18 protein-coding genes are annotated in these 19989 nt (G+C 64.8%); 5 read left to right on the top strand and 13 right to left on the bottom strand.

Annotated elements, in window-relative coordinates; genetic code table 11:
- Nucleotides 1–252: 252 nt before the first annotated feature.
- From Q0X62_RS12915 to Q0X62_RS12905, 3 genes are all read right to left on the bottom strand, one after another.
- Complete coding sequence (locus tag Q0X62_RS12915) at nt 253–1572, bottom strand: amino acid permease (RefSeq protein WP_297736482.1); 1320 nt, start codon at nt 1570–1572, stop codon at nt 253–255.
- 24 nt (nt 1573–1596) lie between these two features.
- On the bottom strand, nt 1597–2685 hold the full coding sequence (locus tag Q0X62_RS12910) for an SRPBCC family protein (protein WP_297736478.1): 1089 nt from the start codon (nt 2683–2685) through the stop codon (nt 1597–1599).
- A 117-nt stretch (nt 2686–2802) separates the two neighbouring features.
- Nucleotides 2803–4881, bottom strand: coding sequence for a M3 family metallopeptidase (locus Q0X62_RS12905; protein WP_366946156.1), 2079 nt, complete (start codon nt 4879–4881; stop codon nt 2803–2805).
- 306 nt (nt 4882–5187) lie between these two features.
- On the opposite strand from Q0X62_RS12905, the gene Q0X62_RS12900 reads away from it, so the two are divergent.
- Complete coding sequence (locus tag Q0X62_RS12900) at nt 5188–6327, top strand: carbon-nitrogen hydrolase family protein (RefSeq protein ID WP_297736472.1); 1140 nt, start codon at nt 5188–5190, stop codon at nt 6325–6327.
- Here Q0X62_RS12900 and Q0X62_RS12895 read toward each other — a convergent pair.
- Both Q0X62_RS12895 and Q0X62_RS12890 read right to left on the bottom strand, forming a co-directional pair.
- Nucleotides 6267–7442 carry a hypothetical protein gene (locus Q0X62_RS12895; RefSeq protein ID WP_297736470.1) on the bottom strand — a complete coding sequence of 392 codons (1176 nt, stop codon included), beginning with the start codon at nt 7440–7442 and terminating at the stop codon, nt 6267–6269. The genes Q0X62_RS12900 and Q0X62_RS12895 overlap by 61 nt on opposite strands.
- Entirely contained in the window at nt 7442–8797 is a 1356-nt protein-coding gene (locus tag Q0X62_RS12890) for an FAD-dependent oxidoreductase (protein WP_297736467.1), read from the bottom strand. The genes Q0X62_RS12895 and Q0X62_RS12890 overlap by 1 nt, the downstream gene beginning before the upstream one ends.
- 147 nt (nt 8798–8944) lie before the next feature.
- Between Q0X62_RS12890 and Q0X62_RS12885 the strand changes: the two genes are divergently transcribed.
- Both Q0X62_RS12885 and Q0X62_RS12880 read left to right on the top strand, forming a co-directional pair.
- Nucleotides 8945–9547, top strand: coding sequence for a DUF1134 domain-containing protein (locus Q0X62_RS12885; RefSeq protein ID WP_297736464.1), 603 nt, complete (start codon nt 8945–8947; stop codon nt 9545–9547).
- Nucleotides 9547–10065, top strand: a complete 519-nt coding sequence (locus Q0X62_RS12880) for a GNAT family N-acetyltransferase (RefSeq protein WP_297736461.1) — start codon at nt 9547–9549, stop codon at nt 10063–10065. The genes Q0X62_RS12885 and Q0X62_RS12880 overlap by 1 nt, the downstream gene beginning before the upstream one ends.
- Nucleotides 10066–10071: 6 nt before the next feature.
- Here Q0X62_RS12880 and Q0X62_RS12875 read toward each other — a convergent pair whose 3' ends face one another.
- On the bottom strand, nt 10072–10509 hold the full coding sequence (locus Q0X62_RS12875) for a helix-turn-helix domain-containing protein (protein WP_297736459.1): 438 nt from the start codon (nt 10507–10509) through the stop codon (nt 10072–10074).
- A gap of 72 nt (nt 10510–10581) precedes the next feature.
- Here Q0X62_RS12875 and Q0X62_RS12870 point away from each other — a divergent pair, with 72 nt between their 5' ends.
- Nucleotides 10582–11274 (top strand): cation transporter, encoded by a 693-nt coding sequence (locus Q0X62_RS12870; protein WP_297736456.1) that lies wholly within the window; start codon nt 10582–10584, stop codon nt 11272–11274.
- On the opposite strand, the gene Q0X62_RS12865 is transcribed toward Q0X62_RS12870, so the two are convergent.
- From Q0X62_RS12865 to pheS, 7 genes are all read right to left on the bottom strand, one after another.
- Nucleotides 11226–11825, bottom strand: coding sequence for a hypothetical protein (locus Q0X62_RS12865; protein WP_297736453.1), 600 nt, complete (start codon nt 11823–11825; stop codon nt 11226–11228). The two genes, Q0X62_RS12870 and Q0X62_RS12865, sit on opposite strands and share 49 nt — an antisense overlap.
- A 26-nt stretch (nt 11826–11851) precedes the next feature.
- A complete protein-coding gene (locus tag Q0X62_RS12860) occupies nt 11852–13204 on the bottom strand; it encodes a peptidoglycan-binding protein (protein ID WP_297736450.1) in 1353 nt (450 codons plus the stop codon).
- 184 nt (nt 13205–13388) lie between these two features.
- On the bottom strand, nt 13389–14003 hold the full coding sequence (locus Q0X62_RS12855) for a nucleotidyltransferase family protein (RefSeq protein WP_297736447.1): 615 nt from the start codon (nt 14001–14003) through the stop codon (nt 13389–13391).
- Between the two features lie 2 nt (nt 14004–14005).
- Entirely contained in the window at nt 14006–16405 is a 2400-nt protein-coding gene (gene pheT, locus Q0X62_RS12850; protein WP_297736444.1) for a phenylalanine--tRNA ligase subunit beta, read from the bottom strand.
- A 19-nt stretch (nt 16406–16424) separates the two neighbouring features.
- Nucleotides 16425–17006 (bottom strand): hypothetical protein, encoded by a 582-nt coding sequence (locus tag Q0X62_RS12845; RefSeq protein ID WP_297736441.1) that lies wholly within the window; start codon nt 17004–17006, stop codon nt 16425–16427.
- Nucleotides 17003–17608, bottom strand: coding sequence for a hypothetical protein (locus Q0X62_RS12840; protein ID WP_297736439.1), 606 nt, complete (start codon nt 17606–17608; stop codon nt 17003–17005). The genes Q0X62_RS12845 and Q0X62_RS12840 overlap by 4 nt, the downstream gene beginning before the upstream one ends.
- 5 nt (nt 17609–17613) lie before the next feature.
- Nucleotides 17614–18696, bottom strand: a complete 1083-nt coding sequence (gene pheS / locus Q0X62_RS12835) for a phenylalanine--tRNA ligase subunit alpha (protein WP_297736436.1) — start codon at nt 18694–18696, stop codon at nt 17614–17616.
- Nucleotides 18697–18890: 194 nt separating this feature from the next.
- Here pheS and Q0X62_RS12830 point away from each other — a divergent pair, with 194 nt between their 5' ends.
- Nucleotides 18891–19961 carry a hypothetical protein gene (locus Q0X62_RS12830; RefSeq protein WP_297736433.1) on the top strand — a complete coding sequence of 357 codons (1071 nt, stop codon included), beginning with the start codon at nt 18891–18893 and terminating at the stop codon, nt 19959–19961.
- The last annotated feature ends 28 nt before the right edge of the window (nt 19962–19989 follow it).

The following is a 19989-nucleotide window of genomic DNA, read 5'->3' as shown; positions in this document are numbered from 1 at the left end:
TCCCCACGCCCCCGGATAACCAATCCGGGCCTCAGGTGACGCGGGAACAAGGGGAGTATGCGCTGGCGCCGAGGGGGTGGGGATAAGTTTTCTGCAAAAGCCCGCCCCACACACCGTCATCCCGGCGAAGGCCGGGACCCAGTCTGCGACGCAAGTCGTTGCCGTAAATGGCAAAAACCATTGTGCGAGACTGGGTCCTGACTTGCGTCAGGATGACGGCTTTGGGGGTGCGGGGGCGGGGATAAGCTCGCCCTATGTCTCGACGACCAGTTTCGGCTTGCCCAGCCAATAGGCCGGCAGACCTGCGAGAATGAGCACGCCGCCCCAGGCCAGGACTTCCAGGCCGGACCCCAGCACGGCAAAGGCGGAATAGGCACCGGCCGCGAGCGCGATGACCGCCCAGCCGCGGGCCGATTTCCAGGAATGGCGAAGCTCGGCCAGGGCACTCACCAGAAGCGGCAAAAGCAGGCAGACCGTGCTCATCATCAAGAGGAAGGTGAAAGCCCCGACCAGGCCGCGCGAATAATTGGCGACCAGCAGGATCGACCCCAGACCCAGCGAGAGAAGCAATGAAAATTGCGGGGCGCCGCCCTTGTTGCGGTGACCGAGGACAGCCGGTGCAAGCTTGTCCAGCGCCACAGCCATCGGCAATTGGCCGGACAGCAGGATCACACCATTCAGCGCACCGGCGGTCGAGACCATCGCCCCGGCGGCGATCAGGCCAGGCCCCCAACTCCCCAGCGCACGGGCGGCATCGGAGAAGGGCGAGGTTGATTCAACCAGCTCGGCAGCGGGCACGACCAGCATCACCGAAGCAGTCGCCGCGATATAGATGATGGCCACCGTGATCGTGCCGATCACCGTCGCCTTGGGAACCGTGCTGGCCGCATCACGGACATCGCCGGCCGGTATGGTCGCCGCTTCAAGTCCGGCAAACGCCCACATGGTCAAGAGCGCGGTCGCCGCCAGCACCGGGAAGAAACCATCACCGGACGGATTGACTGCAGGCAGGTTGGCGACATCACCGGTGAACAGGCCGACGCCGATGATCAGGAAGATCGGGACAAGTTTGAGCACGGTCATCAGCAATTGCACGAAGCTGGCATCCCGGATGCCATGCAGCGAGATCAGGCCGAGCCCCCAGATCAGCGCCAGCCCACAGCCCGCCTGGGCAATCGGCGAGCCCTGCAGCGCCGGCACGAAGACGGTCAGATATCCGACAAAGGCAATCGCGATGGCCGGAATGGCGATCCAGTAGGACGCCCAATACCCCCAGGCGACCAGATAGCCGACCAGATCGCCGAAGGCGTCATGGGCATAGGCGATCGGGCCGCCGGAGCGTGTCGTGCGATGGGCGAGGCGCCCGAGGACAAGAGCGAGCAGGATGGATCCGCCCGCCGTGATGATCCAGCCGGTAAAGCCCAGCAGGCCATAGGGTGCGAGGACAGCCGGGAGCATGAAGATGCCCGACCCGATCATGATCCCCACAACGAGGGACCAGCAGCCCCAGAAGCCAATGGCCTTGTGGGTCGGTGTTTCCAGCGTCGGCTGGTCGGTCTCACTGGTGTTCATCTGTCCCCCCGGACACGCGATCCATCAGCCGGAATTGGCATAGGCTTCGCGCAATAGATTCTGCCAGTGCCAGACACCGGCTTCCTGGGCGGGCGAGAGCCGTCCCGGTTGGTAGGCGCCGGAGGCGAGGCCTTTCTGGACATGCTCGCAGATCAGCCGGTCCTCCTCCTGCACGCTGTCGGAAAAGGCGTCATCGGCGTCAGCGCGATCGGTATTCCCGGGCGCGTAATAGAAGTCGAATTCCACGCGGCAGCGGTCCGGACCGTCGGGCACGACCCGATTGGTCTGCATCCGGCCGGGCAGGATGTTCAGCATGGTGTTGGGATAGATGAAGAAATAGAGCGCCTCACCGGCCGCATAGGCGTCGGTTTCCGCGTCAATCGGCGAGCGTTGCAGCGACCAATGGCGCGCCAGCTCGGTGGTGTAGTCCGGATAGGAGACGACTTGCGTCAGGTCCGGATGGACGAAGGGCAGATGATAGCCCTCCAGATAATTGTCGACATAGACCTTCCAGTTGCAGGCCACGTCATAGAGGCGGCTGTGGTGATGCCGGAGCCCGTCGAGCTGGTCCGGACCGACGATTTCATCCATGCCGGCCATCACATCGGCGAAGGCGGGTCCGGACCCGATCCGGGCGAAGACCATCCCGCCCCAGACCTCGACCTCGATCCGTTCCAGGGCGATCCCGGACACATCAAAGCCCTCGGCGGTTTGCATTTCGGGCGCCGTGCGCAATTGCCCGTCCAGATCATAGGCCCAGCCATGATAGGCGCAGCGCAGCCGCTTGGCTCCCTTGCCATCGCACAGGGCCAGCGGCCCGGCCCGGTGGCGGCAGATATTCAAAAATCCGTTGAGCACGCCTTCGCCATTGCGCACGAGCAGGATCGGGACGCCGCCAATCTCGCGGACAACATGGTCACCCGGACTGGCCAGCGCGCTGGCCGGCGCGCTGGCCGGCGCCACGACCTGCCAGTTGCGGGCAAGGATTTCGCGCTGATCGAAACCGAGCGCCTGTGCCCCGATATAGCGGGCCGGGTCCAGTGCGCGGGCCTGTTCGAGGGGACGCGCCGGGTCGACTGAGTCCGGGGAAGGCGGGGCGGCTTGATCGTCCATGCCTGGACGCTAGCGACAACCACCCCGTCTGCCAATCAAATCCTCCTGAACGACACCCGAATGAAAAGGGCCGGCGGATTGCCCCGCCGGCCCTGATCAAGGGTATGCGCCTGTCACCTATTCGGTGACCGGGAAACCACGGTCCCGCATCAGCGCGGAAACGTCGGCATCACGTCCGCGGAAGAGGCGATAGGCCTCGGCCGGGTCGATCGAATTGCGCGGGGCGAAGAGATACTCGACCAGACGCGACGCGACCTCGTCGTCATAGAAGCCGCCCGGTGCTTCCTGGAAGGCTTCGGCAGCATCGGCGGTGAGCACGTCGGCCCACATGTATCCGTAATAGCCGGCCGAATAGCCTTCGCCCGAGAAGATGTGCCCGAAATGCGGGGAGCGGTGACGCATGACGATTTCATTCGGCATGCCCAGGCGCTCCAGCGTTTCCCGCTCGAACGTGTCCGGATCGGTGATCTCGGCCGGATCGGTCGTGTGATAGACCATGTCCATCAGGGCCGAGGCGAGATACTCGCCGGTCGAGAAACCCTGGTTGAAATTGGCCGCCGCACGGATGCGATCGATCAGGGCCTGCGGCATCGGCTCGCCGGTCTCGACATGGGTCAGGTAGTTGTTGACCACCGGATCAGTGAGCACCCAGCGCTCGAGCAGTTGCGACTGGAATTCGGTGTAGTCGCGCACGCCGCCATTCAGGGTCGGATAATCGACATTGGATGACAGGTAATGCAGGGCGTGACCGAACTCGTGGAAGAAGGTTGTCGCATCGTCGAAGGAGACGAGGACCGGCTCACCCGGAGCGCCGGCGACGAAGTTCGAGTTATTGGTGGCCAGGACATTGGTCTCGCCATCAATCGTGGTGTGCGAGCGGAAGGAATTGGCCCAGGCGCCCGAGCGCTTGCCCTGGCGGGCGAAGGGATCGAGATACCACAGGCCGACATTCTCGCCGCTTTCGCGATCGGTGACTTCCCAGACCCGCACCGTCGGGTGCCAGACCGAGACTTCGCCTTCCGGCAGTTCACGGAATTCAAAACCAAACAGCTCGCCGGCGACGTAGAACATGCCTTCGCGCAGATTATCCAGCTGCAGGTATTGCTTCACCTCTTCGCTGTCGAGGTCGTAGCGGGCCGACCGGACCTGCTCGGCGTAATAGCGGTAGTCCCAGGGCTGGATGGTGATGTCATCGCCATTGGCATCGGCGAGGGCCTGCATGTCGGCGACCTCTTCCTCGATGCGTGCGACGGCGGCAGTCCAGACACCTTCCATCAGCTCCATGGCCCGCTCCGGCGTGCCCGCCATGCGGTTTTCCAGGCGCCAGGAGGCGTAATTGTCATAGCCCAGCAGGCCGACGCGCTCGTCGCGCAGCTGCAGGATTTCGGTGATGATGGCGTTATTGTCGAACTCGCCGCCATTATCACCGCGGGAATAGTAATTATTCCAGACCTGCTCGCGCAGATCGCGCTCGTCGGAGAAGGTCAGGAAAGGGTCCATCGAGGAGCGCGTATTGGTGATGGCATACTCACCCTCGCGACCCCGCTCTGCCGCTGCAGCGGCCGACGCCGACACGAAATCGGCCGGCAGACCGGACAGCTGATCCTCGCTCAGATAGGTGACATAGTCGCCTTCATCATTGAGCACATTATTGGCGAAATCAGTGTGCAGCTCGGACAAACGGGCATTGATCGCGGCATACCGCTCGGCGGCTTCACCTTCCAGCGTCGCGCCATTGCGGGCAAAGCCGTCATAGGTCAGCTGGACCACGCGCTGCTGGGCCGGCGTTAGGCTTTCCATTTCCGCACCGTCATGGACGGCCCGGACGCGGGCGAAGAGCGCTTCATTCTGCGTGATCTGTGAGCTGAAGGCCGACAGTTCGGCCGACATCTCACGCTGGATTTCGCGGAATTCCGGGGTCGACATGTTCGACGCCCAGATCCCCCAATAGGAGAAGACCCGGCCGAGCGGGTCACCGGCGCGCTCGAGCTCGAGAATCGTATTTTCGAATGTGGCCGGCTCCGGATTGGAGGCGATGGCATCGATCTCGGCGAGATTGAGGGCCATGCCCTCGCGCAGCGCGTCGCGCAGGTCGTCGAGGCTGGCCGTGTCGAAATTCGGCGTGCCGCCATAATCGCCGGTCCACTCGCTCAGGAGCGGATTATCAAAGCTGGCGACGTCGGTTTCCGCCGACATGGTGCCAGCATCGGCCGTGGTGTCGTTCATCGTGTCGGTCATCGCGCTGGTCTCACCCGTGTCAGCAGTGTCGTCAGCGGGCGTGCAGGCGGCGGCAAAAAATGCGGCCGAGCTCGCGGTGATCATCATTAGTTTGCGCATCTGGAATGCTCCCCGAAAAATACGTGCTGCACCCTACCCGCCCCGGGCCTGTCGCAAAAATGAAGTTTTCACCATCTGCACAGCCTGGCTGACCGACACGAGGCCGTCCGGCTTGATCTCGGACCCGGCACTGGTCAGGCTTGCCCCGTCGACGGAGTGATTTGCATGCCCAGACTGGCCCTTGCCCTGTTCGCGCTGATCCTGCTGGCCGGCCTGTGGGGGCTTTATCGCACCCCGCCGGCACCGGTGACCGGAGGCGACCTCCATCTGGCAGACCAGACCCGAACGGAGAGAGGCGCCCAGGCGAACCTGGTCGCCATCCAGCCCTGGCTGCGAACAAGGGATTATCGCAGCGCCGCGACGCTGGAAGACCGTCTCGACGCTTACTTTGAGGTGGCCGCCGGTGATGGCCTTCTGACGCCGGGCAGCATCATCGTCCTGCCAGAACATGTCGGCACCTGGCTTGTCGCCGCGGATGCCCCGGCGGCCAGCTTCGATGCCGACACCACGACCGGCGCCATGACCCATCTCATCCTCGCCAACCCCCTGCCCTTCATGCTGTCACTCGCCCGCTCGTCCGAGACCGACCGGTTCGCGGCCGCGGTCTTCCGGATGCGCGCCGATCGCATGGCCCGCGACTATCAACGCGTCTTCGGCTCGCTGGCACAGCGCCATGAGGTCACGATCGTGGGCGGCTCCATCGTGCTGCCCGCGCCCGAGGTCCGCGAGGGTCGCCTGCGGGCGGGACAGGGACCGCTCTACAATGTCTCTGCCGTCTTTCACCCGGATGGCCGGATCGATCCGCAGCTCGTGCGCAAGGTTCACCCCATTCCCGATGAGGCCGGCTTTACCGCTGCCGCAAGCGCTGTCGATATCCCTGTCTTCGAGACATCCGCCGGTCGCCTCGGCGTGCTGATCTGCGCGGATAGCTGGCATCCCGACGTGTATGAAACACTCCAGGCTGGCCGCGCCGACATCATCGCCGTGCCGGCCTTCCTGCAGCCGTCGGATGTCTGGGATCAGCCCTGGGGCGGCTATACGACCGGCTGGCCGGACGATGTTGAACCCTCTGACGCGGGTCGGCTCACCGAGGGCGAAGCCTGGATGACCCACGCCTTGGCCGGTCGCCTGCCAAGCGCCGGAGCGGACCATGGCGCAACCGCCTTCCTGCGCGGCGCCCTGTGGGATCTGGGATCCGATGGCGCCAATATCCTGGTGGCCGGGGACGAGGCCTGGATCGATGGTCAGGCCGATGGCGCGTCGATTTCCGTGCTGCCGCTGCCCTCCGTTTCGGCCAGGCCGTGATCATCCCAAGCCGCGACCAGTGCCTCGGCCACATCATGACGCCCGGCCTCGATGGCCGAGAGGACATGTGCCTCCGCCGCGGCGATGCGGGCGCGGACCTGTTCGCGCGCATCGGGGTCGGCAGCCATGCGATCATGATGCACCGCGCCTTGCTCCCACAGCCCGGTGCTGAGCAGCGAGGACGGCCCTTCGAAGGCAATCGGCCGGTAGAGCGAAATGCACGGCGTCTTGGTCCCGGTCATGGCGATGGCGGGTGGCGCCCCCGGCATCAGGCGTACCAGCATGGAATTGGTCGTGTGACTGGGGCGCATTAACCCGCCCGCCAAGCCGTGGCCGGCATGAAGGCAAAGGTCGCGGTTTGAGCCGCCTTCGAAGCCATCGCCCTGATCGTGGCGTCGCATGATGTCGGCCAAAGCGCCCAGGCTTGGCGTCTTCATCGCCTCGATCGCAGCCAGGGAACAAGCCCGCCGCTCCCGCGCACGCCCGAATTTCCGCTTCAGCCAGCTTTCATCCGACACCATGAAACCCTCGGTCGGCGCACCGTCCGAGGCCATGGTCACCGGCCCCTCAAGCGCATAGGCATTGGAGATCGCGGCATGGGATTTGACCCGCTCCAGCCGCCACTCCCGACCGCAGGTTTCCAGCACCAGGATCTCGGCCGCGTCGGCGATCAGGAAGCTGTTGTCATAGCGAAACCCCTTGTCCCGCCAGCCGGCCGGTCCGCCCTGCCCGTGGGTCTCGAGCAAATGGATGATGATCGCCGCCGCTTCATGGGCCGAGCCGCCGCGCTCGAGGCCCAGCCGCACCAGATCCATGCCGAGCAAGGCGGCGCCACGCTTTATCACACGCCGGGAGAAGACGGCTTCATTGCCGATCACAACGCCAGCCCCATTCACCCCCATCTCGGCGCCCCACATCCAGTCCGGGCGGGCGATGATGACGGCCTGCCGATCCGGCACCTGGTCGATCTCGATATGGGTACAAGCGAGCTTTTCAGTGGTGTCACCAAGGACAGCCGCGTGACGCTCGACGCGCTGGATCTCGCCGGGTTCACGGTCGGAATTCTTGGCAAACCAGACCGCGCCGGCCTTGCGCAGGGCGAGTGTGTCACACATCAGCGAGCCCCCAGCGCCGCTTTGACTTCCGAGACGGCCCGCTCGGCCGCTTCCAGCGCGCCTTCGAAATAGCCGTAATAGGCGCTCGCGGTTTCGGTACCGGCCATGTGAACCGGCCCCAGCGGGGTACGCAGATATGCGCCATGCCCGGTCCACACGCCCGGCCCCATCAGCGCCGCATAGCAACCGCGTGACCAGACCTCCGAGGTCCAGTCCTGGTCGACATAATCGATCGGGTGACGGGCCTGCTCGCCATAACAGGCAGCAAAGGCTTCGAGCACGGCGGCGCGCCGCTCGGCCGGATCACGCCGCGCCCAGACCCGTGCCTGATCACCCTCGATGAAGCCCAGCATGAGACCGGCCGACTTGCCGGCCTCGGTGTTGTCGAAGGTCACCCGGACATCCAGTTGCGGCGCCACGGCCTGCCCGGCCAGACCCGTCTCACGCCAGAAGGGCGTCTCGTACTGGGCGACACATTTGATGCAGGCGCCGGGTGGCATGCGAAGCCACAGACCGGCCTTGGTCGCGGGCAGCACCGGGTCCCAGTTTATCCGCATGGCCTGGTTGGGCGGCAGAGCCAGGATGGCGCGGCGGCCAGCGACCGGTCCATCGGGCGTATCGACCTCGACGCCCTCATCATGCCAGTGGATCCGCGAGACCGGCGAGGACAATGAGACGCGATCGCCCAGCTCGGCGGCGATGCGATCGGCCAGTCCGGCCATATTGCCATGCACCCGGTCCTGCTGCGCCCCGCCCGTTGTCGAGATGAGAGTGTCCAGCGAGGTCCCGGCCCGCGCGTAGAAGAGACCGTGCAGGAGAGAAACTTCATGCGGTTCCGCCGCGAAGACCGCCCCGATCCCGACCGCGAAGACCTCGAAGGCCTCGCGTGTCCAGGCCTGGCGTCGCATCCATTCGGCGACGGTCATGCTGTCCCATTCGGCTGCCCGTTCGTGGGTCCAGGGCGAGACCGGATCGATCTGCGCGGCGAGGGCGTCGAAACGGCTGGTCATCAGATGAAGATTGACGAGGACATGCGGCGCCAGCTTGGGGATGGTGCCGTGATAGCCGGACAGGCGCCCGCGATTGAACAGGAGGCGCTCACCGTCATCATGGAGCGGATAGACCGACTGCCCCATGGCCTCGATCAAATCGTAGAGCCGGTCCTGGCCAGGTCCGACCCATTGGCCGCCAATATCGACAGTGTCGCCATTGGCGAAGGTGTGAGCCAGGGCCCGCCCGCCAACCCGGTCGCGCGCTTCGATCACACGCACATCATGGTCCGGCGTCAGCAATTGAGCCGCCCGGAGCCCGGACAGGCCGGCCCCGATAATGATGATGTCATGTGTCTTGGCCATGCCCGAACCCTGCTCAGCAAATCACTGGAATGCCTTTATCATGGCACGGTCATCGGGCCGCGTTAACGAAGCCATAACCCTTTCGCCGCTCTGTCGCCCCAATCGCCTGTCACTCAGACGGGACCTGTTTTGCCAATGGAGCTTTCCATGCGTGCCCTTGTGACCCTTCTCGCCGCCCTGACCTTCGGCATGTCCGCACCGCTGCTGGCCCAGGATCAGCAGGCCACGGATTACGGCCAGCCCAGCGAATACTCCGAACCGGTGGAATCCTATTCCCAGGACGAGATCGTGGACGCGGTCTCCGATTTCTTCGGGGTGACGGCGGAAGCGGCAGCCAGTGTCCTGGAACGCGTCTTTTCGGACCTGGGACGCCCCGTCGGTTATATCGCCGGCGAGGAAGTGGCCGGCGCGGCCGGCATTGGTCTGCGCTATGGCGAAGGTTATCTCACCCTGCGGGGCCTGAATGAGCGCCAGAAAGTCTATTGGCGCGGCCCCTCGATCGGTTTTGATGCCGGCGGCAATGCCAGCCGGGTCTTTGTGCTGGTGTATAATCTCGACGATGTGGACCGCCTCTATCAGCGCTATCCGGGCGTCGAGGGGACGGCCTATTTCGTCGCCGGTCTGGGCGTGAATTATCAACGCGCTGACGATATCACCCTGGCCCCGATCCGCTCGGGCGTCGGCCTGCGCGCAGGTGCCAATATCGGCTATCTGGCCTATTCGCGCCGCCGCGCCTGGCTGCCCTTCTGATGCAGATCAGGGCTTTCGAGGCGGGCGATGAAGCCGGTGTTGATACGCTGCTGAAAGCCGCCTTTCCGGGACCGGGCGAGGCGCGCCTGGTGGTCGCCCTGCGCGCCGCGGACGCCGACACGCTCGAACTGGTCGCTGAAGACCATGACCAAATCGTCGGCACCGTCATGTTTTCGCCAGTCACGGCCCGCACCGCCGATGGCGAGGACCTGTTCGGCGTCGGGCTGGGACCGGTCGCCGTCACTCCGGCGCATCAATCCCGTGGTATCGGGGTCGCCCTGATCGAAGCCGGGCTGGGATTCCTCACCACGCTCGGCGTGCCCTGGTGCGTCTTGCTGGGAGAGCCGGATTATTACGCCCGCTTCGGCTTTGCCCCGGCGGCCAACTGGAACTGGTCCTGGGCTGGCGATCCGGACGGGCAATTCGCCTCGGCCTTCCAGGTCAAGGCGCTGAACGGCGCCCCCGCCGATGGCCGGGTCGCCGTCGCGCACTACCACGCGGCCTTTCTCGGCGTCTGACCCGGCTCACCCCTTGTTGTGCGCCGCATGGTCGCCATCGCACAGCCCGTGATCCGACAGGGTCTGGATCACATGACACTCATCCATCACCCCGTGGGAACATTGCGCCACCATGCGCTTCAATTCCTTGCGGACCGCCCTTAGACCCGCCAGTCGCCGCTCGACATCGGCCAATTGCTGACGGGCAATCCGGTCGGCCGCGTCGCAGGAGCGGTCCGGCTGACGTGACAGGCCCTGCAGGGCACGCAAATCATCCAGGCCAAAACCGAGATCGCGGCCGTGCCGGATGAAACGCAATTGCTCCAGGTGCTGCGCATCATAGCGCCGCTGGCCACCGGGTGAGCGGTCCGGCGCGTCCAGCATGCCGATCGACTCATAGTAGCGAATGGTCGGAACCTTGACCCCGGTTTGCCGGGACAGGGCCCCGATGGAATAATCTGACATCACCCCTTGAACCTCCAGTCGCTAGAGGGATTAGGGTGAACATTATCGGATGAATCAGGGCGAGGACAGAGCATGTCAGCCAGTTGTTGCGACAATCAGGAATTTGACGGCAGCTCGCCGGGCTTCCGGCGCGCCCTGTGGGTCGTGATTGCGATCAATGCCGTGATGTTCGCGGTCGAGATGCTGGCCGGCGCCGCCGCGCGATCCCAGGCGCTGAAGGCCGATGCGCTCGATTTTGCCGCCGATGCCGCGACCTATGGCCTGTCGCTCTATGTGATTGGCAAGCCTGCCGCCTGGCGGGCCAATGCCGCGCTGATCAAGGCGGGCAGCCTGATGCTGATCGGTCTGTCCATTCTCAGCCTGGCAATCTGGCGGGCCTTCTTCACCGTTCAGCCCGAGGCCGGGCTGATGGGATCGATTGCGGTCCTGGCCCTGATCGCCAATCTGGCCAGCGTACTGATCCTGATGCGTTGGCGCGATGGCGATGCCAATGTCCGCTCGGTCTGGCTGTGCTCGCGCAATGATGCCATCGGCAATGTCGCGGTGCTGGCCTCGGCCGGGCTCGTCGCCTGGACAGCCACACCCTGGCCGGACCTGGCGGTCGCCGTGCTGATGGCGGGCCTTTTCACCTCATCGGCGATCCAGATCCTGCGCCAGGCCCTGGCCGAGCGTCGGTCGGAGCAAGAGCATACGCACCACCACGACGAAGCGGGCGATCAATGCCCGTCGGTGGAGAAGACCGAGCCGATCGTGTCGTCGGACTGACGCGGATGCGGCGCGTGTCGGCGGGGCCCGCTGTGGTGCGCTGACGGCCGGCAATCACTGCAGTCCGAGGCTATCCGCTCACGCACGGCAGCCAGGCTTTCGGAGAGGTCATGGAAGCGGTCCTGCCCGTCATGCCAAAGGGCGGCCGTATCCTGGCAGGCGCCTTCAGCAAAACTATTCTCTTCCAGGCAGCGATTATAGGTCCGGCAGGACGCTGTCGCGAAGCGGTAGGATGCGTCCAGATCGGTCTCGAAAGCGGCAATGATTTCCTGGGTGCGTGTATCGGCGACATTCGCCCCGGCCATTGCATCGGCCCGAATGGCCTCGCGGTATCCGTGCACCTCTTCAAGCATGGCAAGGCGCTGCTCGGCCAATGTGTCGACGAGGCACATGGCGATAGCCGGGCTGACCGTATCAGGTGGCGGCGGCGGCGCGCGATGCACGACTGGCGGGGGCGGCGGGCGCTGTCCGGATGTATGTTCGCCGCAGGCGGCCAGCGCTGTGGCGGAGACCAGCATCATCATCACTGTCTTCGTGGGGGTCTTCATCATCTTATTCCTCCATCCAGCGCCGGCGCCTATTCGGCAGCGGGCAGGCCTCCGTCCATCGCGGCCTGGTAACAACCGGGCTGGTGCAACTCATTGCCGTTGGTCCGGCGCATTTCATCGACGCGTCTTTGCCAGGCGAGATAGAAACGGTCGCCGCTTTCGACCGCCTCATCGATCAGGGCTTCGGAGATACGCGACCAACGCGCCGCTGGGTCTCCGGACACGCCCACGGCGCGGCGCAGGCGCCGCGCGCGGTCATGGCCGAGATCGGCTGCGCGGCGCAGATAGCTGTCCGCGCGCTCGGGGCTCTCGACGACACCGCAAAGCCGGTAACTGCCCTGAACCGTCCCGGTCCCGTACATGACAGCGAGATTGAAATTGGCGCCGGCATGACCGCGCTCGGCTGCGGTTTCCAGCCATTCCAGCGAGGTGTCGATGTTCTGCTGCAGGCCGAGACCGGTTGCGAACATGATGCCGAGCAGGTTCTGGGCATCCGCGTCGCGGGCGGTCAGGGCCGCATGACAGACCAGGGTGACGGTTTCGGCCGGGGTGAGAACACCGGTCAGGTCGAAGCCGAGATCGCCCTGGAAGTCGCGCACCGAGCGGCGGGTCATGGGGCCGTAGCTGCCGTCGATCTCGCCATTGTAATAGCCCAGCGCCGCCAGCGCCCGCTGGCGCAGGGCCAGTTCGATGATGTCGCCATCATCCTCGGTCTGGTCAAAGCCATAGGCGATGCGCGACAGGCTTTGCGGCGTCGTCGGGCAGGAGCGTTCCAGCACAGCTGCCTGCAGGCGTTGATGAGCGACAAGGGACGCCTGCGCGCCGCCGGCCGAAGAGCCGATCAGAAGCGCCGCATCCCAAGCAGCGCGGGCCTCGTCGATCCGACCCACCGCCTGATAAGCGTCGCCGACCCGCAACCAGCAGCGTGCGATCACGGCATCCTCGATATCATAACTTTCCGGCGCACAGATGCGCTCGCCCGGATCACGGGCGAAAACGATCGGGCGATTGAACTGGCGGCTGCGGGTGGAAGCCCCCGGACCAGCCACACCGGTCGAGAGACCGGGACCCGTATCGGTCCCACCCGTCACGCCGGTCCGGACATGACGGGTCAGATCCGCAGAGCGCGTCGTCCCGGTCAAAGCTGGCGGGTTTGTCGCAGAATCAGGATCCGCGGAAACACTGTGAGACGGGGACGCACCGGCCACGCGGCGCTGCTGGCCGAATGGCCACCAATCGCGGTCGAGCTCGGGACAATGCCGGGCTGAACAATACCCGGCATCATAGGCGCGGGCATGTGTCAAACCGAGCACGATGACGAGCCCGATCAGGACCAGAATCGTCGCAGCGGCCTGGGCCAGCAAGGCGGTCACACGCTCCATGTTCCGATCAAACTCCCCCGGGTGACGGGCCCGGACTTGGCGTTAAGGTCTTATTAAACACCCTAACGGTTGCATGGAGCATCGGCTATACGCCTCACGCGCGATTGAGCAAAAAACCTCTTTCAGGCGATTATCCGGGCTCGCAAATCCCCGCAGGGTTGAAGACTGGCAGGCATGGCTCGCGTCAGAGGCGAACTGGCAGAAATTCCAGCTCCGGCCAGAGCAAAGCCTGTTCCGCGATCTTGCGATTCCAGCCGTCCGGGCCGGCCAGCCCCGGGACCGGACGAACCACACGCGAGAACACCGGTTCCAGTCCAAAGGGCGCCAGCACTTCGGGCCGCGCTTCCTGATCCAGCCGGATCGCAATGGCATGGGTGGGCGACGCGAAATGGCGCAGGGCATCCATGGTATCACGCAGGGGGGCCCGGTCAGTGCCGTATTGGGCATTGAACCAGAGATGGACGCGGGCCTGATTGCAGACTTCCACCGGTACCGACAGATCGGCGAAGGCCGCCTCGGCCGGGCCGACGACGGCCAGCTCGGCCTCGGCACTCAGATCGCGGGCGTCGAAATAGGCGAGATCATAGTCATTGATGCCATACCCGCCCGGGCGCCCGGTCATCGCATTCCACACGGCCTTGTAGACCGCACCCGCCACCAGCGCCCAGTCGGGCAGAGCGAGACCATGCGCGCGCTCGAGCACGGTCCGCGCCAGCGGATCCGCCAGCACCGCCGCGATCACATAATCGGCCTGCTGCGTGTCCGGCGGCACCGACCAGCCATGCCCGGGCGCTGACACGATCAGCTGCGCAGGCTGGCGCCGGTCGCTTTTTCCACCTTGGCGATGATGGACTGGCCGACCGCCTCGATTTCCTTCTCGGTGAGCGTCTTGTCGCGCGGCTGCAAGGTCACCTCGATGGCCAGCGAGACCTGGCCGTCAGGCACGCCCTTGCCGTCATAGACGTCGAACACCGAAACACCGGAGATCATCTGCTTGTCGGCACCCTTGGCCGCGCGGACCAGCGTGTCAGCGGTCACCGACTTGTCGACCAGGAAGGCGAAATCGCGCCGCACCGGCGTCAGATCCGCCCGGTCGAGCTGGGTCCGCGCCTTGAGGCCAGACGCCTTTTTGGGCTGCGGGATCGCATCAAGGACGATCTCGAAGGCCAGGACGCGGCCATCAATATCCAGTGCCTTGAGCACGGCCGGATGGATTTCGCCAAACTCGGCCATCACATTCTTCGGACCCAGACGCAGGACGCCTGAGCGTCCCGGATGCCACCAGTCGCGCGCCTCGGCGGCGACCTGCAGGCTGTCAACCGGCGCACCCGCGGCCGCCAGGGCAGCAAGCGCATCGGCCTTGGCGTCGAAGATGTCGGGCTGGCGCGTCCCGGCCCAGTGACGGCCCGCCTCAACGCGGCGCACACCGGTCGCGACCAGGCGCTGGCCCTTGGGCGTGTCATCGAGATAGATGGGGCCCACTTCGAACAGCCGCGGATCATCCTGACCCTTGTCGGCATTGGCCTGTAGCGCCGTCAGGAGATGGATCAGCGCGGTCGGACGCATGACATCGAGCTCGGAGGAGATCGGATTTTCCAACTCCAGCCCGTCACCATGGCCACCAAACAGCTTGGCCTGGCCGGACTGACAGAAGGACCAGGTCACGGCCTCCGAGTACCCCCGACCAGCCAGCGCGCGACGGGCATGACGCGCGCGCAGCTGCATCACCGTGGCCGGCGCTTCGCGGCGCACGGGCGGGCGCGGCAGGGAAACGGCGTCCAGCTTGTCGAAACCGTGAATGCGCGCGACCTCTTCGACGAGATCGGCTTTCTGCGAACAATCCATGCGCCAGCTCGGCACGCCGACCGTCAACACATCGCCCTCGCCTGATGGCGCAAAGCCCAGGGTTTCCAGGATGCGGACAATCTCGGCGCGCGGCAGATCGAGCCCGGTCAGGCGTTTGACCTCGGACACCGGAAACTCGATATCGGCCGGCGGCGCGGGCGTTTCACCCACGACCAGCGTTTCGGAGGCTTCACCGCCACAGAATTTCAGCACCAGCTCGGTGGCCTGCTCGATACCCGCCTTGGGCGAGGCCGGGTCGACGCCGCGCTCGAAACGGTATTTGGCATCGCTGTCGATCCCGGTCGCCTTGGCGGTGGCGCGGGTCTTGAGCGGATCAAACCAGGCGCTCTCGATGAAGACGTCCGTGGTCTCGGCGGAGACACCGGACCAGGTGCCGCCGATCACACCACCAAAGCCAAGGCAGCGCGCATCATCGGCGATCACGCACATCTCCTCGGTCGGGACATATTCCTTGTTGTCGAGCGCTTCGAAGCGGTCGGCCTCGCCCTTGCCGAGGCGGGCGCGGATCGGGCCGTCCAGCTTGGCCAGATCATAGACATGGAGCGGGCGGCAGCGATCATAGGAGATCATATTGGTGATATCGGCGAGGAAATTGATCGGGCGCAGGCCGATGGCCTTCAGCGCCTTCTTCAGCCAGTCCGGGCTTTCGCCATTCTTGACACCACGAATGACACGACCGGCATAGACCGGACAGGTGTCGGTCGCCTCCAGCTTGATCTCGACCGGACAGGGGAAGCTGCCGGGAATATCCTCGATCACATGCGGCTTGAGCGTGCCAATCCCGGTCGCGGCCAGGTCGCGGGCAATGCCGCGCACGCCGAGCCAGTCGGGACGATTGGGCGTGACTTCGAAATCCAGCACCGGGTCCGCCTGACCGAGGGCGACTACGGCCGGCGTGCCGACCTCGAAAGGCTCGGGCAGATCGATGATGCCGTCATGATCCTCGCCGAGCTCGAGCTCCTTGGCCGAACACATCATGCCATGGCTTTCGACACCGCGAATCTTGCGCGGCTTCTTGTCGAGGGCGAAGTCGAGGCCCGGGATATACGTCCCCAGCGGCGCATAGATGGCATACATGCCGGTGCGCGCATTGGGCGCGCCACAGACAATCTGTTTGGTTCCGTCGACCGTCTCGACCGTGCAGACTTTCAGCTTGTCGGCATCGGGATGCTTTTCCGCGTGCGTGACATGGCAGACGGTAAAGGCCGCGAATTTCTCCAGCGGATTGTCGATCTCCTCGATCTCCAGACCGGCCATGGTCATGGCTTCGGCGATCTCGTCGAGCGTGGCCTCGGTCTCGAGGTGGTATTTCAGCCAGGAAAGCGGGAATTTCATCGTCGGCTCCTGCCGTCACTTACAAATTGGTATCCGGATCAGGCACCGGGCAGGCGTCGATCGGTTCGGGATGGGTGGTGCGGCCTTCACGCCGCGCCGTCCAGCACCGTCCATAGACGGAGCAGAAACAGGCTTCGACCGTGAGGGCGAAAAAGTCGGTCTGATAATCACGAATGAGCGGCCAGCGCTCTTCACTCACCGGCCAGGAAATCTGGGCGAGAATAGTGCTTTCGCCGGGCGCCAAGATCACACCCTGGCCGCCCCCGGTCCACATATTGGGATAGGGCAGGCCCTCGGGGCGATGCTGGCCCATCTCCTCCCAGTTTTGCAGCGCCTGGCCGGCAAACCCGGCCTCGACCCGGCCGACCAGGGCCGGACCAATGCCGTCATTGGTCATGGCGACGAGAAAGACATGCTGGCCTTCCTCCGTCGACATCTGGGTCTCGATCTGAACGGCCGGCCAGACATCGGCATGCTGCTGGGCGCGCATCACCCGGGACTGGTCCCAGGCCACAAAGAGCGCGATCGCGGAGATCAGGATCGCCGCCAGCGAGGTGATGGCCGTGTGATTGTTTTTCAGCCAGGCGAGAGCGCGGTTCATTCGTCCGCCTCCGGCATGGTTTGCGCCCAACCGGCGGTCGCGAGCGACTCAAACGGGTCCAGCGTTGCGGTCGGGCAGGCCGGGACCGCCTCACGCATCTGGTTCTCGGACGAGGAAATCCAGCATCGGTCGAACACCGAACAATAGCAGACCTCGACACTCCAGACCTGCCACTCGCCGAGCAAGGTGCCCAGCTCCGCCGCACTCATCGCGCCGTGCGGCCAAGTGAACACGCCGGGCTCCACTTCCCCGCCCGGAGCCAGCGCTCGGCCATTCACACTCGACCAGGAGCGGTCATACCCGTCCGGCATCAAATCCGTCAGGGCCTGGAATCCGTCAACCGCTTCGCCATCCCGATAGAGGCTGACAGAGCGGATCATCGCCGGGCCAACGCCGTTATTGACGATGCGCAGGCCCAGATTGCGAAACTCCGGGGTGGACTGGATGAAGCCGTCGATCTGCAGGACCGGCACGACGGCCCCGTGCTGCTGCGCCCGCATCACCCGACCCTGGTCCCAGGCGACAAAGAGCGCCGCGACACCCACAAGCATCGCGCCAACGCCCGTCAGCGTCTGGTGATTATTTGTGAGCCAGCGCCACATGAGGCCTAGCTAAGCCCCGTCGCCAGATTCGCCTGCAAGAGCGGCGAGAAGCCGTAATGCGCCATCCAGCGGACATCGGAGTTGAAGAAGTCACGCAGGTCCGGCGCGCCGTATTTCAGCATGGCGAGGCGGTCGACGCCCATGCCGAAGGCGAAGCCCTGGTATTCGTCCGGGTCGAGGCCGCAATTGCGGATCACATTCGGGTGGACCATGCCGCAGCCGAGGATTTCCATCCATTTGTCGCCGGAGCCGACCTTCACCGCATCGCCGACCCGCTCATAGCGCACATCCATCTCGGCGGACGGCTCGGTGAAGGGGAAATGGTGCGGACGGAATTGCGCCTCGACCTGGTCGGTCTCGAAGAAGGCGGCGATGAAATCCATCAGCGTGCCCTTGAGGTGACCCATATGGGTTTCCTTGTCGATCACCAGGCCCTCGACCTGGTGGAACATGGGCGTGTGGGTCTGGTCCCAGTCGCAGCGATAGACACGGCCCGGCGCGATGATACGGATCGGGGTGTTCCCCTCCAGCATGGTGCGGATCTGGACCGGCGAGGTGTGGGTACGCAGGACCTTGCGCATGCCTTCGGCGTCCGGCTTCATGAAGAAGGTGTCCTGGGTGTCGCGGGCCGGGTGACCTTCGGGGAAGTTCAGGGCGGTGAAATTGTGGAAGTCGGTTTCCACGTCCGGGCCTTCGGCAACGGCAAAGCCCATATCGGCGAAAATCACCGCCAGCTCTTCCATCACCTGGGTGATCGGGTGCAGGGATCCGGTCGGCGCCGGACGGACCGGCAGGGTGACATCCACCGTCTCGCTGGCCAGCGCTGCATTGAGGGCTGCCGCTTCCAGATCAGACTTGCGCGCCTCGATGGCATCATTGAGCCGGGTCTTGAGACCGTTGAGGGCCGGACCCATCACCTGGCGCTCTTCCGGGCTCATCTTGCCCAGCTCGCGCATCATCAGCGACACCGAGCCCTTCTTGCCCAGCGCCGAGACGCGCACTGCGTCCAGCCCGGCCTCGTCGGTCGCGCCCTCAATCTGGCTGCGCACCTCGGCTTCAAGCGTGTCGAGATTGGAAGTGTCGGTCATGTCGTATTGTCCCTGAAATACGGGCCTGTCGGTCGCAACTGGATTTAGCCGCTGGTGTCAGCACTGTCGACCGGGAGTGACGGCTCAGGCGGCGGGTTTGTGAACGCGGGCAGGAATGTGCGACTTGCCCGCCTGTGCCTGCCCCGCTTAGGGTCAGCATCAATAGCCGGATTGAGCGAGCGACAAAAACACCGATGTGGACTTTCCTGCGCTCCCTTTTCGGCCAATCCCAACCGCGCGTGCGAGCCCCGAAGCGGCACCTGCTCCGCTCGGCCGACACACCCGAGAAACGGGCGGTAACCGCCAAGACCCTGCTCGAGCTGAGGTCCGGCAAGCAATTGATCCATTTCGGGGATCACTATCGCTACGCCTTCTCGGCCTTCCATCATGACCATGGGAAGATCGACCCCGAGGATGCCCGACACCTCGCGCAGCAAACCTTCCAGGCACACCCGGAGCTGGCCCCCGCCTATCTGTTTCACCCGAGCGGCCATGTGCGCCAGGCAGCGATTGAAGCGCTCGCGCCGGAACATCTGACCGCCTTCACGGTCACCATCCTGGCCGCACGCACCAATGACTGGGTCGAACCTGTCCGCAAGCGCGCCCTGACCCGCCTGCTGGATCTGCTGCCCCAAGCCGAACCCTATGTCCTGGAAACGGCCTTGCCGGTTCTTATCCGACGTTCGCCGAGCTGGCGGCGCTACCGGGTGGTTCACGGGGTGGTCGTGAGTCAGGCGGAATCGGACCTCCTCGACCAGATCATGACCGAGGAAGCGGTCCGGAAAGCGGCGATCGACATGCTGCTGTCCGTAACCTCCGGTCCGACCACCCGCATATTTCGGGGGCTGGCGAGGTTCGACTGGCTGGACCCGCATCTCGAGACCCTGTCGCGCCAGGCACGCGCCAACGGGATCCGGCGAGCGGCAACCGCGGCACTGCTGCAAGGCGAGATCTACTGGAAGCAGGCGCCGACCGCGACGGACAAGCGTCTGCCGGGTCGCCGTCGGCCGACCATCGAGCACCGGCCTTTGACCGTTGCTCCAGATTTGCCTCGGGTGTTCGTCGCTGCCGCCCGGGACCGGACGGCCGCGATCCGCGCCCTGGCGGCGGACATGCTTATCCGGCTCGGGCCGGATGCCTTCCCGACCGAGGTCTGGGGCCCTCTCAAAACCGACAAACGCATTTCGGTCCGCACCCGCATGGATTTCTTCCGCCGCAAATGGATCGATGACGAACTGCCGGATTATCTCAAGGGTGGCGACTGAGAGCTGGGGCCCGAAAACAAAAAAGGCC

Origin of the sequence: uncultured Maricaulis sp. (genome assembly GCF_947259345.1) — a bacterium.
In the GTDB taxonomy this organism is placed as follows: domain Bacteria; phylum Pseudomonadota; class Alphaproteobacteria; order Caulobacterales; family Maricaulaceae; genus Maricaulis.
The sequence above is the reverse complement of the archived record's forward strand: the minus strand, read 5'-3'. Positions and strand labels throughout refer to the sequence as shown.

Excerpts from the sequence above, each read along its gene's own strand:
- Q0X62_RS12915 (WP_297736482.1), bottom strand. The coding sequence starts at position 1,572 with ATGAACACCAGTGAGACCGACCAGCCGACGCTGGAAACACCGACCCAC.
- Q0X62_RS12910 (WP_297736478.1), bottom strand. The coding sequence starts at position 2,685 with ATGGACGATCAAGCCGCCCCGCCTTCCCCGGACTCAGTCGACCCGGCG.
- Q0X62_RS12905 (WP_366946156.1), bottom strand. The coding sequence starts at position 4,881 with ATGTCGGCGGAAACCGACGTCGCCAGCTTTGATAATCCGCTCCTGAGC.
- Q0X62_RS12900 (WP_297736472.1), top strand. The coding sequence starts at position 5,188 with ATGCCCAGACTGGCCCTTGCCCTGTTCGCGCTGATCCTGCTGGCCGGC.
- Q0X62_RS12895 (WP_297736470.1), bottom strand. The coding sequence starts at position 7,442 with ATGTGTGACACACTCGCCCTGCGCAAGGCCGGCGCGGTCTGGTTTGCC.
- Q0X62_RS12890 (WP_297736467.1), bottom strand. The coding sequence starts at position 8,797 with ATGGCCAAGACACATGACATCATCATTATCGGGGCCGGCCTGTCCGGG.
- Q0X62_RS12885 (WP_297736464.1), top strand. The coding sequence starts at position 8,945 with ATGCGTGCCCTTGTGACCCTTCTCGCCGCCCTGACCTTCGGCATGTCC.
- Q0X62_RS12880 (WP_297736461.1), top strand. The coding sequence starts at position 9,547 with ATGCAGATCAGGGCTTTCGAGGCGGGCGATGAAGCCGGTGTTGATACG.
- Q0X62_RS12875 (WP_297736459.1), bottom strand. The coding sequence starts at position 10,509 with ATGTCAGATTATTCCATCGGGGCCCTGTCCCGGCAAACCGGGGTCAAG.
- Q0X62_RS12870 (WP_297736456.1), top strand. The coding sequence starts at position 10,582 with ATGTCAGCCAGTTGTTGCGACAATCAGGAATTTGACGGCAGCTCGCCG.
- Q0X62_RS12865 (WP_297736453.1), bottom strand. The coding sequence starts at position 11,825 with ATGATGAAGACCCCCACGAAGACAGTGATGATGATGCTGGTCTCCGCC.
- Q0X62_RS12860 (WP_297736450.1), bottom strand. The coding sequence starts at position 13,204 with ATGGAGCGTGTGACCGCCTTGCTGGCCCAGGCCGCTGCGACGATTCTG.
- pheT (WP_297736444.1), bottom strand. The coding sequence starts at position 16,405 with ATGAAATTCCCGCTTTCCTGGCTGAAATACCACCTCGAGACCGAGGCC.
- Q0X62_RS12845 (WP_297736441.1), bottom strand. The coding sequence starts at position 17,006 with ATGAACCGCGCTCTCGCCTGGCTGAAAAACAATCACACGGCCATCACC.
- Q0X62_RS12840 (WP_297736439.1), bottom strand. The coding sequence starts at position 17,608 with ATGTGGCGCTGGCTCACAAATAATCACCAGACGCTGACGGGCGTTGGC.
- pheS (WP_297736436.1), bottom strand. The coding sequence starts at position 18,696 with ATGACCGACACTTCCAATCTCGACACGCTTGAAGCCGAGGTGCGCAGC.
- Q0X62_RS12830 (WP_297736433.1), top strand. The coding sequence starts at position 18,891 with ATGTGGACTTTCCTGCGCTCCCTTTTCGGCCAATCCCAACCGCGCGTG.